At 71.3% G+C, this 13321-nt stretch carries 9 protein-coding genes and 1 pseudogene; all 10 read left to right on the forward strand.

What is annotated here, in order from left to right; genetic code table 11:
• Positions 1 to 884, forward strand: a pseudogene (locus UW392_RS41975) (hypothetical protein); the annotation flags it as partial.
• A gap of 269 nt (positions 885 to 1153) precedes the next feature.
• Positions 1154 to 1474 carry a 50S ribosomal protein L21 gene (gene rplU / locus UW392_RS41980; protein WP_004931419.1) on the forward strand — a complete coding sequence of 107 codons (321 nt, stop codon included), beginning with the start codon at positions 1154 to 1156 and terminating at the stop codon, positions 1472 to 1474.
• A gap of 14 nt (positions 1475 to 1488) precedes the next feature.
• Complete coding sequence (rpmA, locus tag UW392_RS41985; protein ID WP_320780547.1) at positions 1489 to 1743, forward strand: 50S ribosomal protein L27; 255 nt, start codon at positions 1489 to 1491, stop codon at positions 1741 to 1743.
• Positions 1744 to 1847: 104 nt separating this feature from the next.
• The gene (gene obgE, locus UW392_RS41990) at positions 1848 to 3284 is read left to right on the forward strand and encodes a GTPase ObgE (RefSeq protein WP_320780548.1); all 1437 of its coding nucleotides are present in this window, start codon (positions 1848 to 1850) and stop codon (positions 3282 to 3284) included.
• Positions 3285 to 3449: 165 nt separating this feature from the next.
• Complete coding sequence (locus tag UW392_RS41995; protein WP_320780549.1) at positions 3450 to 4883, forward strand: FG-GAP and VCBS repeat-containing protein; 1434 nt, start codon at positions 3450 to 3452, stop codon at positions 4881 to 4883.
• Between the two features lie 217 nt (positions 4884 to 5100).
• Positions 5101 to 6651, forward strand: a complete 1551-nt coding sequence (locus UW392_RS42000; protein ID WP_320780550.1) for an alkaline phosphatase D family protein — start codon at positions 5101 to 5103, stop codon at positions 6649 to 6651.
• 94 nt (positions 6652 to 6745) lie between these two features.
• On the forward strand, positions 6746 to 7936 hold the full coding sequence (locus tag UW392_RS42005) for a hypothetical protein (RefSeq protein WP_320780551.1): 1191 nt from the start codon (positions 6746 to 6748) through the stop codon (positions 7934 to 7936).
• Positions 7937 to 8092: 156 nt separating this feature from the next.
• A complete protein-coding gene (locus UW392_RS42010) occupies positions 8093 to 9589 on the forward strand; it encodes a bifunctional cytidylyltransferase/SDR family oxidoreductase (protein WP_320780552.1) in 1497 nt (498 codons plus the stop codon).
• 128 nt (positions 9590 to 9717) lie between these two features.
• Positions 9718 to 11817 (forward strand): hypothetical protein, encoded by a 2100-nt coding sequence (locus tag UW392_RS42015; protein WP_320780553.1) that lies wholly within the window; start codon positions 9718 to 9720, stop codon positions 11815 to 11817.
• Positions 11818 to 12022: 205 nt separating this feature from the next.
• Positions 12023 to 13249, forward strand: a complete 1227-nt coding sequence (locus UW392_RS42020; RefSeq protein ID WP_320780554.1) for a glycosyltransferase family 2 protein — start codon at positions 12023 to 12025, stop codon at positions 13247 to 13249.
• The last annotated feature ends 72 nt before the right edge of the window (positions 13250 to 13321 follow it).

The following is a 13321-nucleotide window of genomic DNA, read 5'->3' on the forward strand; positions in this document are numbered from 1 at the left end:
CGCGGCGCCGGGCGAGCCGGCGCGCGTCGGCCCCGGCGGGCGCGCCGAAGGGGGAGCGGTCCGAGGCCCCCACGGCGCAGGACGTGTCTGCGCGGGACGAGGCGGAGCGCCCGGTCCGGCCGGAAGCGGCCGCCGAGGCACTGTCCCGTCCCGAGGCCGTCGAGGACGCGGTCGTCGCCGCCCCGAAGACGGAGACGAAGCCGCAGCGGGAGCCGAAGCAGCGGCGTGAGCCGGAGCCGAAGTCGCAGCCGGAGCCGGTGGCCGAACCGGAGAAGGCCGCGGAGGCGGCCCCGGCAGCCGACGAGGCCGCGCCCAAGGGCCGTACCCGTCGCCGGGCGACCCGCAAGGTGTCCGCGCCCGCCGGTTCGCCGGCCGGTGCGGAGGCCACCGTGGTGACGGTCCCGGAGACGGCTCCTGAGCCGGCTCGGGCGGAACAGCCCGAACCGAAGCCCGAAGCGCAGCAGCCTGAAGCGCAGCCGGAGCCGGCGGCCGAGTCCGCCGCCCCGGTCCGCCCGCGCCGCCGCGCCGTGCGCAAGGCCACCGCGCCCACCGCGGACGCGGAGACGGCCGTCGTGGTCGTCCCGTCGGCCGCGGACGCCCCGGAGCCGGCGGAGGCCGCCACCGTGGCGGACGAGGCTCCGGAGGCCGACGCCGCCCCGGCCAAGAAGGCCGCACGCAAGACGGCCAAGAAGGCCACGGCGAAGAAGGCCGCCACCAAGAAGACGACGGCGACCAAGACCGCCGCGAAGAAGACGGCGGCCAAGAAGACGACGGCCAAGAAGGCGGCGAAGACCACCAAGACGGCCGCCAAGAAGACCACGTCGAAGAAGACCGCGGCGGCCGAGCAGTCGGCACCGTCCGTGTCGGCCACGACGGAGGACTGAGCCGGACCGCATCGGCACCGGCGCGGGGCGTCGGCGGACCTCGGAGTCCGTCGCCGCCCCGCGTCATGGCCGGGGCGGCTGTCCGGACCGGACCCGGTTTGACCGTGGGGCGCACCCCCTCGTAACCTTGACCGTCGGCGTGTCCCCAGACCCGCCACATCCCCGTAAACCTCATCCTTCCGGACGCTCCGGCGTTCAGGAGAGGCCGTTCGTCATGTCGGGCGGCTGGCCTGCGGGGGTGCCGTTCTTCGAGCGAAAGAGAGATCCGCGTGTACGCCATCGTGCGCAGCGGTGGCCGCCAGCACAAGGTTGCTGTCGGTGACATCGTTGAGGTTGACAAGATTTCCACTGCCAAGGTCGGCGACACGGTCGAGCTCTCGACCCTGCTCGTCGTCGACGGCGACGCTGTGACCAGCGACCCGTGGGTGCTGGCCGGCATCAAGGTCCAGGCCGAGGTCGTGGACCACCACAAGGGCCAGAAGATCGACATTCTGCGCTACAAGAACAAGACCGGCTACCGCCGTCGTCAGGGCCACCGCCAGCAGTACACGGCGATCAAGGTCACTGAGATCCCCGCGGCTGCGAAGTAAGGGACTGAGGAGACATGGCACACAAGAAGGGCGCATCGTCCACCCGGAACGGTCGCGACTCCAATGCCCAGCGGCTCGGCGTGAAGCGCTTCGGCGGTCAGGTCGTCAACGCGGGTGAGATCATCGTCCGCCAGCGCGGCACCCACTTCCACCCGGGCGCCGGTGTCGGCCGCGGCGGCGACGACACGCTGTTCGCGCTGCTGCCCGGCTCGGTGCAGTTCGGCACCGCCCGTGGTCGCAAGGTCGTGAACATCGTCCCGGTCGCCTGACCGGAACACTCACGCGAGGCGGACCTCACTTCCCTCCGGGGAAGCGGGTCCGCCTTTCGCGTGTTGACCCAGGAAACACCCATACGTAACTGGAGGCACATCCCATGACCACCTTCGTGGACCGCGTCGAGCTGCATGTCGCCGCGGGTAACGGAGGCCACGGCTGTGCCTCCGTGCACCGGGAGAAGTTCAAGCCGCTCGGCGGCCCGGACGGCGGCAACGGCGGCCGGGGCGGCGACGTGATCCTCACCGTCGACCAGTCCGTGACCACCCTGCTCGACTACCACCACTCCCCGCACCGCAAGGCCACCAACGGCAAGCCCGGCGAGGGCGGCAACCGCTCCGGCAAGGACGGCCAGGACCTGGTGCTGCCGGTGCCGGACGGCACGGTCGTCCTGGACGGCGCGGGCAACGTCCTGGCCGACCTGGTCGGCGAGGGCACCTCCTTCGTCGCCGCCCAGGGCGGGCGCGGCGGCCTCGGCAACGCGGCGCTGTCCTCGGCCCGCCGCAAGGCCCCCGGCTTCGCGCTGCTCGGCGAGCCCGGCGACCTCCAGGACGTCGTCCTGGAGCTGAAGACCGTCGCCGACGTGGCGCTGGTCGGCTACCCGAGCGCGGGCAAGTCCTCGCTGATCTCCGTGCTGAGCGCCGCCAAGCCGAAGATCGCGGACTACCCCTTCACCACGCTGGTGCCGAACCTGGGTGTCGTGACCGCCGGGTCGACCGTCTACACGATCGCCGACGTGCCGGGGCTCATCCCGGGTGCCAGCCAGGGCCGCGGCCTCGGTCTGGAGTTCCTGCGCCACGTCGAGCGGTGCAGCGTCCTCGTGCACGTCCTGGACACCGCCACCCTGGAGTCCGACCGCGACCCCGTCTCCGACCTCGACATCATCGAGGAGGAGCTGCGGCAGTACGGCGGCCTCGGCGACCGGCCCCGGCTCGTGGTGCTGAACAAGACCGACGTGCCCGACGGCAGGGAACTGGCCGAGATGGTCCGGCCTGATCTGGAGGCGCGCGGCTACCGCGTCTTCGAGGTGTCGGCCGTGGCCCACCTCGGCCTGCGGGAGCTGTCCTTCGCCCTCGCCGAGCTGGTGGCGACGGCCCGCGCGGCCAAGCCGAAGGAAGAGGCCACGCGGATCGTCATCCGGCCCAAGGCCGTCGACGACACCGGCTTCACGGTGACCCGCGAGGAGGACGGACTCTTCCGCGTGCGCGGCGAGAAGCCCGAACGCTGGGTGCGGCAGACCGACTTCAACAACGACGAGGCCGTGGGCTACCTCGCCGACCGGCTGGGCCGGCTCGGTGTGGAGGAGAAGCTGATGAAGGCCGGGGCCCGCTCGGGCGACGGCGTCGCCATCGGCCCCGAGGACAACGCGGTCGTCTTCGACTGGGAGCCGTCGATGATGGCCGGCGCCGAGATGCTCGGCCGCCGCGGTGAGGACCACCGCTTCGAGGCGCCCCGGCCCGCGGCGCAGCGCCGCCGGGACCGGCAGGCCGAGCGGGACGAGTCGGACGAGGAGTACGAGGGCTTCGAGCCGTTCTAGGACCTGCTCGAAACCCGTGCCGGAGGCGGGCTCGGTGAACCGGATCTGAACTCGTGTCAGCTTCCAGGGCAACCACCCCGGTGACCGGTGAGTCGTAGTGGGCGGCGTGGGACGGATCTCTGATCCGTCCCACGGTCGACCGTCCCGCGAACCACCGGAGATGATGTGCCCAGACACCTCGACGCAGCGAAGTCCGGCCGAGCCCTGGCGATCGCCGTCGCGCTCCTCGCCGCGACCACGGCCATGTCGCCGCTGGCCCAGGCCCGGCCCGCCGGTGCGGTGCAACCGCGGCAGGACTTCAACGGCGACGGATACGAGGACCTGGCCGTCGGCGCCCCGCACGGCACCGTGGACGGCGTTGCCCAGGCCGGTTACGTCGCCGTCCTCTACGGATCGGCGTCGGGGACGTCGACCTCGACGAAGAAGATCTACTCGCAGGCCACCGCCGGCATACCCGGCTCTCCGGAGAAGGGCGACGAGTTCGGGTACGACCTGGACACCGCCGACCTCGACGGGGACGGCTACACCGACCTGGTGGTGCTGACGGCGGAGGAGGAGTGGACCTCCGGCGGCAAGGAGCGGCTGGCCAGCCGGACCGTGCTGTGGGGCGGCCCCGAGGGGCTCACCTCGGCGACCACCCTGCCGGCCGCCGGTGCCGGTACCTACCAGGACGGTCCGTTCGCCACCGGTGACTTCGACGGTGACGGCCAGGCCGACCTGATCCGTGAAGGGCTCCTGGAGACCGGTCCCTTCGGACGGGACGGCGTCCCCGTCACCAGCGAAACCGTGCTCACCGGCCCCGCCAACGAGATCGTGACCGACCTCGCCGCCGGTGACGCCGACGGCGACGGCAGCACCGATCTCGTCGCGCGCGTCACCGTGTACGACCAGGGCGAGGAGGAGGGCAGTTACCAGGAACTGCACTACCTGCGCGGCGGCGACGACCCGCTCACCTCGGCCACCGTCCTCGCCAACGGGGACGGCGACCCCGCCAACGCGACCGGCAGCGCACTGACCCTCGGCGACGTCGACGGGGACGGCCGGGCCGACCTCCTGCTCGGCTACCAGAACATCCGGATCTCCTACGGCACCGCGAACGGCCCCGACACCGCCCACACCCAGCTCATCGACCAGGACACCCCCGGCGTGCCCGGCACCCAGGAGCCCGAGGACACCTTCGGCAGCGAACTGACCGTCGGCGACGTGAACGGAGACGGCTACGGAGACATCCTGGCGGGCAACGCCGCCGAGGGAGTCGGCACCGTCCAGCCGTCCGGCTCCGTCGCCGTGATCCCCGGCGGCCCCGACGGACCCACGGGCGCCGGCAGCCAGGTCTTCCACCAGGACACCGCGGAGGTGCCCGGTGCGGCCGAGAAGGGCGACGCGTTCGGCTCCGCCCTCGACCTGGTCGACGGCAACGGTGACGGACGCGCGGAGCCGGTGGTGGGAGCGTACGGGGAGAACAGCGGGACCGGCGCGGTGTGGGTCTTCCCCGCCACCGCCTCCGGCGCCACCGCCACCGGTTCCTTCGTCTTCGGCCCCGGCAGCCTCGGCATGCCGACCGACCAGGGCTGGCTCGGCCACAACTTCCCGAGCTGACCCCACCGCGAGAACCGGCCGAACCGTCAGGACGGCCGGCCCTCGGGCGACCCGTCGCGACCGGCTCCCGCCGACCGTGGGGCCGCCGCGTCGCGACGGGACCCCGGCTGTCCACGTACTTGTCATGAACGCGAACGACTTGGTTCAGCGGCCCGACCACCCCGGAGCGTGAGCTTCCCGGGTGTCCCCACGGCTCGCGACACCAGGGAGTTCACCCATGACCGGAGCAGCATCGTCCGACCGCCGCCGCTTCCTCGCCGGGGGCGCCGCCATGCTCGGCGCCGCGGCCACCGCCCAGCTGTGGCTGCCCGCCACCGCCCAGGCGGCCGAGAGACCACTGCCCGAGGACGTGTTCGGCCTCGGTGTCGCCTCCGGCGACCCGCTCCCCGACGGCGTCGTGCTGTGGACCCGCCTCGCCCCCGAGCCGCTGACCGGCGGCGGCATGCCCGACGAGGCCGTGTCCGTGCAGTGGCAGGTCGCCTCGGACGCACGCTTCCGCACGGTCGTCCGCACCGGCTGGACCGTCGCCCGGCCCGCCCTCGGCCACAGCGTCCACGTGGACGTGCGCGGACTGCGTCCGGGCCGCCCGTACTACTACCGCTTCCGGGCCGGCGGACAGCTCTCGCCGGTCGGCCGCACCCGTACCGCGCCCGCCCCGTCCGCCACCGGCGACGGTCTGCGCATCGCCCTGGCCTCCTGCCAGAACTGGCAGCACGGGTACTTCACCCCGTACGCCGACATGCTGGAGCAGGACCCGGACGTCGTCCTCTTCGTCGGCGACTACATCTACGAGTCCTCCCCGTCGGCGACCGCCGTGCGCCGGCACGAGGGCAGCGGCGAGCCGTACTCCCTCACCCAGTACCGCAACCGGTACGCCCAGTACCGCAGCGACCCCGACCTGGCGGCGATGCACGCGAACGCTCCCTTCGTCGTCACCTTCGACGACCACGAGGTCGACAACGACTACGCCGGGCAGGTCCCGCAGGACCCCGACAAGCAGGCCCACGAAGCCTTCGTGGACCGCGTCACCGCCGCCTACCAGGCGTACTACGAGCACATGCCGGTCCGCGCGACCGCCGTCCCGAACGGCCCGCACATCCAGATGTACCGCCGCCTGGACTTCGGCAGCCTGGCCCGGCTGAACGTCCTGGACACCCGGCAGTTCCGCAGCGACCAGGCCACCAGCCAGGCCGGCGCGCAGGACCCGTCGCTGACCATGCTCGGCGCCGAGCAGAAGCGCTGGCTGGTCAAGGGCCTGCGCCTGTCCCCGGCCCGCTGGAACCTGGTCGCGTCGCAGATCATGATGGCCGAGACCGACCTCAAGGCCGGCGAGGGCAAGCTCTGGTACTACGACGCCTGGGACGGCTACCAGGCCGAACGCAACGCCCTGCTCCAGGAGTTCAAGCGGGTCCGCAACCCCGTCGTGCTCACCGGCGACCGGCACCTCACCATGGTCAGCGACCTCAAGGAGGACTACGCCGACCCGGCCTCGAAGGTCGTCGGCGCCGAGTTCGTCGGCACGTCGATCTCCAGCAACGGCGACCAGGACCAGGCCGCCTTCCACGCGCAGTTCGACCCGCTGAAGGGCGACAACCCGCACTGGAAGCTGATCGACGCCCACCGCGGCTACCACCTCTTCGACATCCGCCGCGACGGCATCGACGCGCGCGTGCGGACCGTGGACACGGTGCTGAAGCCCGAGGCCACCGCCTCGACGCTGGCGAAGCTGCGGGTGGAGGCGGGCGAACCCGGGGTGTCCCTGGTCTGACGGAGTACGTGAGGTGTGGCCCTCGTCACGGCACATGCCGTCGGGGGCCCGCTCTCAGTCAACCCTCAGGAAGACGCCTTACCGTCCCTTGACCATGGAGACGGACTGTACGAGAGACGACGTCCGGGCCGGCGGCACGGTGACCCCCTTCCCGGCCGGGACCCGACTGCTGCACATAGGCCCGCACAAGACGGGGACGACCTCGATCCAGGGCGCGCTGTTCGCCGCCAAGGACACCATGGCGGCGCACGGCGTGGACTTCCCGGCCGACAGCAGACACCCCATGTCGGCCGCCCTGGCGGTCTGCGCCCGCCCCGGCATGATGGGCAACGCCACCCCCACCGAGCGCCACTGGGAGCAACTGGTGGCCCAGGTCACCGCCACCGGCCGGCGCACCTCGGTGGTCAGCAGCGAGTTCTTCGCCGACGCCGCCGACGACGAGACCGTCGCGCGGATCGTCCGCGAACTGGGCGGGGACCGGGTGCACGTCCTGGTCACCCTGCGCCCGCTGGCGAAGATCATGCCCTCGCAGTGGCAGCAGTACGTGCAGAACGGCCTGCGCATGGAGTACGAGAGCTGGCTGGAGCACATGCTCAGGAAGCCGCCGTACGAGAAGCCCAACCCCAGCTTCTGGCGCCGGCACCGGCACGATGCGCTGGTCGAGCGCTGGGCCCGGGTCGTCGGACCGGAGCGGGTCACCGTCGTCGTGGTCGACGACCGTGACCGTGACGGCCTGATGCGCACCTTCGAGACGCTCCTCGACCTGCCCGCGGGGCTGCTGCGGGCCGTCCCCGACACGGCGAACCGGTCGCTGACGCTCGCCGAGACCGAAATGCTGCGGAATCTCAATGTCGAATTCCGCGGCAATGAACTCCCCGACGAGTTGTATTCCTCACTCGTCCGGTACGGCGCCGTCATGCATATGAAGAACGCGTGCGCCCCCGGCCCGGACGACGTACGGATAGCCACACCGCAGTGGGCCGCCGAGGCCGCCGCGGAACTCGGCGCCCAGATGGCGCGGCGGATCGGCGCGACGGGCGTCCGGGTCCTGGGCGACCCGGCGCTGCTCTCCGCCGTACCGAAGCCGCCCGCCACCGGCGCTCCCGCGCCGCGCATCGCGCCCGAGGTGGCGGCGCAGGCCCTGTACGGCGCGCTCGCCGCGGCCGCCGCCGCTCCCGTGCGCAGCACCGCGCCCCTGAAGTCGCGTACGGTGCACCAGACGTCGTCGAGGGATCTCGTGCGGGTGCTCGGACACCGCGCTCTGAAGAAGCTGCGCCGTCACTGACACAACTGACACATCGGGAATCCCTCTCTGTCACCAGCGGTGCAAGGTGAATGACAGGTTGCGCGCACATATGCGTCGGAGGTCGCTCACCTTGCACTGCGGTAACCACAAGTGGGACCATTTCCAGGTTCCCTGTCGCCCCAAGGTAGGTCACCTGTGTCCCAGCACATAGCCAAGCCCCGTACCACCGCAGTGATCCTGGCCGGTGGCACCGGTCAGCGGGTGGGTCTGTCGATCCCCAAGCAGCTGCTGAAGATCGCCGGCAAGGCAGTCATCGAGCACACCCTGACCACCTTCGAGAACGCCGACTCGATCGACGACATCATCGTGCTGATGGCGCAGGGGTACGTCCCCGACGTCGAGAAGATCGTCGCCAAGGCCGGCCTCACCAAGGTCAAGAAGGTCATCGAGGGCGGCTCGACGCGGAACGAGACCACCGAGCGGGCCATCTCCGCCCTGGGGGAGGGCCTGGGCGAGGGCGAGGACCTCAACGTCCTCTTCCACGACGCCGTCCGCCCCCTGCTCTCGCAGCGCGTCATAGACGACTGCGTGACGGCGCTGGAGCGCTACGAGGCCGTCGACGTGGCCATCCCGTCGGCGGACACCATCATCGTCACCCGCACCCACGGCTCCGACGGCGAGTTCATCACCGACGTCCCGGACCGCTCCCGGCTGCGCCGCGGCCAGACCCCGCAGGCGTTCAAGCTCTCCACCATCCGCCGGGCCTACGAGGTGGCGGCCGGCGACCCGAACTTCCAGGCCACCGACGACTGCTCGGTCGTGCTCAAGTACCTCCCCGACGTGCCGATCCACGTCGTCGCGGGTGACGAGTACAACATGAAGGTCACCCAGCCCGTCGACGTCTTCATCGCCGACAAGCTCTTCCAGCTGGCCTCCGGCGCCGCCCCCGAGCAGGTCGGCGAGGACGCCTACCGCGAGCTGCTCACGGGGAAGACCATGGTCGTCTTCGGCGGCTCCTACGGCATCGGCAAGGACATCGGCGAGCTGGCCGAGTCCTACGGCGCCACGGTGTACGCGCTGGGCCGCTCCACCACCGGGACCCACGTGGAGAACCCGGAGGAGGTCGACGACGCGCTCTCCAAGGCGTACGCCGAGACCGGCCGGATCGACTACGTCGTGAACACCGCGGGCGTGCTGCGCATCGGCAAGCTCGCCGAGACCGACAACGCCACCATCGAGGAGGCGCTGAAGGTCAACTACCTGGCGCCGGTTCAGATCGCCCGCTCCTCGTACAAGTACCTGGCCGAGACCAAGGGCCAGCTGCTGCTGTACACCTCCAGCAGCTACACCCGGGGCCGCGCCGAGTACAGCCTGTACTCCTCGACCAAGGCCGCGATGGTCAATCTCACCCAGGCGCTCTCCGACGAGTGGGCCGGTGACGGCGTCCGGGTGAACTGCGTGAACCCCGAGCGCACCGCGACGCCGATGCGCACCAAGGCGTTCGGCCAGGAGCCCGCGGGCAGCCTGCTCTCCTCCGACGCGGTGGCCCGCGCCTCGCTCGACGTGCTGCTCTCCGAGCTGACCGGCCACGTGATCGACGTACGCCAGCAGGACCCGACCGCCGGGGCGGCCAAGGCGTCCGGCTTCGAGCAGGCGCTGGCCGCGGTGTTGGACCGTCAGGACGGCGTGTAATAATCGACGGCAATTAGACTCAGGTAATTCAGGCCTCTGCGTCCGCTCGTTAACGGAGCGTTCGCAGGGGCCTGAATCAGTACCCTCACAAATCGCCCACAATCTCCAGCAGAGCAAGCAGGTTCTCCGTGATATCCACCGCTATTCGCGTCGCCCGGGTGGGCAGCGCGGCCGAGCTGGCCGCGGCGGTCCTCATGATGCTGGGCTTTCCCTGCCTCATGCTCGCCGCGCTCGTCCCGAGCGTTCCCGCCTTCGCGGCCGCGGCCGCCGTGACGTACCTGGCGGACCACTTCCTGCACCGCAGGAACAGCTACCTGGTCAACCGGCTCTCCAAGGTCCGGGCCGGCCTGTCGATCCGCTTCCTCATCCGGCAGCTCCTGCTGGTGCTCCTGCTGGCCAGGCTGTCCCTCGCGGACGACCTGATCTACTACGGCGCGATCGCCTGCTTCATCGCTTTCTACGGTCTCCAGGCCCCGCACGGCGCGCTGGTCACCCTCATCCGCAACCGCCGCCGGATGCCGGTCGCCACCCGCAACGTCGACCTGGCCTCCCGCATCCGTATCCCGGACGCCCCGCCGCGCGGCCTGCTGCACCGCTCCGCCGAGAAGATCCTCCACCTCGACCTCTTCGCCGTGATCGGCATACTGGTCGCCGCCCAGATCGACAGCCCCGTGCCCGGCTTCGCCGGCATCGCCGCCACCCTGGTCCTCGGCGCCCTGTACGTACTGGCGCTGGTGCCCTACGTCCGCGGCCGTAAGATCCCGCCGAAGGCCGACGACGTGCTCGCCGCCGCCGACGACTGGCTGGCCGAGTACCGCCCGGAGACCGTGCTCTACTTCTCCGGCTCCAAGGACTCCGCGTACCAGGTCAACATGTGGCTGGAGACCATGGAGCAGCTGGACACCCGACCGCTGGTCATCCTCCGCGAGCGGGTCATACTCCAGAACCTGGCGCCCACCACCGTCCCCGTCATCTGCGTGCCCGGCGGCGTGCACCTGATGAACCTGGACCTGTCCAACGTCCGCGTCGCGCTCTACGCCGCGAACGTCGGCAAGAACATCCACCTGCTGCGCGTGCCCACCATGAAGCACGTCTTCATCGGCCACGGCGACAGCGACAAGCTCGCCAGCGTCAACCCGTACAGCAAGGTCTACGACGAGGTGTGGACCGCGGGCCGTGCGGGCCGCGACCGCTACGCCATCGCCGACGTCGGCGTCCGCGACGACGACATCGCCGAGGTCGGCCGCCCCCAGCTCGCCCCCATCCGGACCTGGCAGGGCGTCCCCGACGGCCGCATGCCCACCGTGCTGTACGCCCCCACCTGGGAGGGCTGGGACGGCAACCCCGGCAACACCTCGCTGGTCCTGGCCGGCGAGAACATCGTGAAGAAGCTGGTGACCGCCGACCCGCCGGTCCGCGTGCTGTACAAGCCGCACCCGTTCACCGGCACCGTCAGCAAGGAGGCGGGCGCCGCCCACCAGCGGATCACCGCCCTGGTCGAGAAGTCCGCCGTGTCCCGCTCGACGGAGAGCCGTTTCACCGTCGACACCGCCGCTCAGGCCCGTGCCAAGGCCGAGCTGACCCGGATCGAGGCCCGGCTCGCGGAGCTGACCGGAGGCTCCGACAAGGGCGACGAGGCCGTGGCCAGCCGCGACGGCGTGGTCGATGTCCAGAAGCACGAGGAGGTCGCCCGGCTGCGCACCGAGTGGAACGCCGCCTACTGGGCGTCGGTCCCCGACTGGGAGCACCGGGTCGTCACGGGCGCCGAGCCGCGCCTGTACGACTGCTTCAACGTCTCCGACGCGATGGTCTCCGACATCTCCAGCGTCGTCTCCGACTTCATCGCCAGCGGCAAGCCCTACGCGGTCACCGACTCGGCGGAGCTGGGCGCGGAGGAGTTCAAGCGGCAGAACACCGCGGTGCGCGCCGCGGTGATCCTCGACAACAGCGCGGACGCGCTCGGCGGACTGCTCGACGCCGTCCGCGACCCGGCCGCCGACCCGCTGGCCAAGGACCGCGGGGAGCTGAAGCGGTACCTGCTCGGCCCGGACGAGCCGACCTCCATCGAGCAGTTCAACGGCGCCGTCGCGGCCCTCGCCCGCAAGGCCGAGACCCGCAACGCGGGCCAGGAGTCCCGCATCGTGGCCGGCGGCCCCGACGTGGAGCTGGCGGACGCACTGCCCGGCCGGCGCACCAACGGCGACGCGGACGGCACCGCGGCCGTCTGACCCGCCCCAGCGCCCTGAACGGCCCGGCCCCCGAGGAGCTGATCCTCGGGGGCCGGGCCGTTCCCATGTCCTCCGCCAGTACACCGCCCACGTGACGTGACGCGTATCACAAAGATATCGGCGGGCAACCGATACGTGGGATCGGCCGTCTAACGGGTAGCCAATGGGCCGATACGGGGGAAATATCTCTTGACGAGGGGGAAAAGTGACCGGGACGCAACCTGATGTCACTGTGATCATCGGGGCGTACGAAGCGATGCCGTACCTGGTCGAGTGCCTGGCATCCGTCGAGGCGCAGACCATCGACCCGGCGCGCATCGAGGTCATCGCCGTCGACGACGGCTCCACGGACGGCACCGGGGACCACCTGGAGCAGTTCGCCGCCCGCGCCCCCATGTCCGTGACCGTGATCCGGCAGCAGAACTCCGGCGGCCCCAGCGGCCCCCGCAACGTCGGCCTCGGCAAGGCCGCCGGGCGCTACGTGTTCTTCCTCGACGCCGACGACCGGCTCGGCCCCGAGGCCCTGGAGCGCATGGTCGCCATGGCCGACCGGAGCTCCACGGACGTGGTCCTCGGCCGTATCGAGGGCGTCAACCGAGGCGCTCCCAAGTCGATGTGGCACAGGACGCTGGAGCGTACCGACGTCTTCTCCTCCAACATCAAGTTCACGCTCAGCGCGCAGAAGCTGTTCCGCCGCGCGTTCCTGGAACGCCACGGCATGCGCTTCGACGAGTCCCTGTACACCGGCGAGGACGCGCTGTTCACCATGGAGGCGTACCTCCGCGCGGACGGCGTCTCCGTCCTCGCCGACTACACCTGCTACTACCTGGTCGGCCGCGACGACGGCAAGCACGTCACCAAGAGCGGCACCTACGTCCTGCGCTTCGACTCCGCGCGCTCCCTGATGGGGCTCATCGCGGAGCTGGTCCCCGCCGGCGACAGGCGCGACGAGCTGATGGTCCGCCCGTTCACCGTGACGCTGCTGCCGCAGTTCGGGCCGCGCTGGCTGAAAAACAGCGAAAAGGTCCGGCGCCGCAAGCTGGAACTGGCCCGGCCCCTCATGGACGCGTACTGGTCCGAGGGCGTCGCCCGTTTCCTGAAGGTCCACGAGCGGCTGCGGCTGCACCTGGTGGCGGCCGGGCGCGGCGACCTGCTGACGGACGTCGTCGAGTTCATCCGCGCCGACAAGGAGCCGGCCGCCCTCCTGGAGGAGGGCGGCCGCCACCTGTACCTGGGCTACCCGCACTTCCGGGACCGCGCGGCGGGCATCCCCGACGAGGTCTACCGCGCGGGAGGACGCGAGGCGCGCGCCTTCCCCGGCTACGTCGGGCAGCGGGCGGACTCGCTGCTGCGCCGGGCGGTACGCCTCGCGCGCCGGGTCCTGCCGGCCTCCCGTGACCTCACCGGTGGTGACCGGCACGCGGCGGCGTGACCGACCGGGCCGACGCGGCCGGGACCTCCTGCCGCTGACCGGGCAGCTCCGCCGCGAGCCGCCCGGCCGCCC

The sequence above is a fragment of the Streptomyces sp. CRN 30 genome (genome assembly GCF_034105845.1).

Excerpts from the sequence above, each read along its gene's own strand:
- UW392_RS42005 (WP_320780551.1), top strand. The coding sequence starts at position 6,746 with ATGGAGACGGACTGTACGAGAGACGACGTCCGGGCCGGCGGCACGGTG.
- obgE (WP_320780548.1), top strand. The coding sequence starts at position 1,848 with ATGACCACCTTCGTGGACCGCGTCGAGCTGCATGTCGCCGCGGGTAAC.
- rpmA (WP_320780547.1), top strand. The coding sequence starts at position 1,489 with ATGGCACACAAGAAGGGCGCATCGTCCACCCGGAACGGTCGCGACTCC.
- UW392_RS42000 (WP_320780550.1), top strand. The coding sequence starts at position 5,101 with ATGACCGGAGCAGCATCGTCCGACCGCCGCCGCTTCCTCGCCGGGGGC.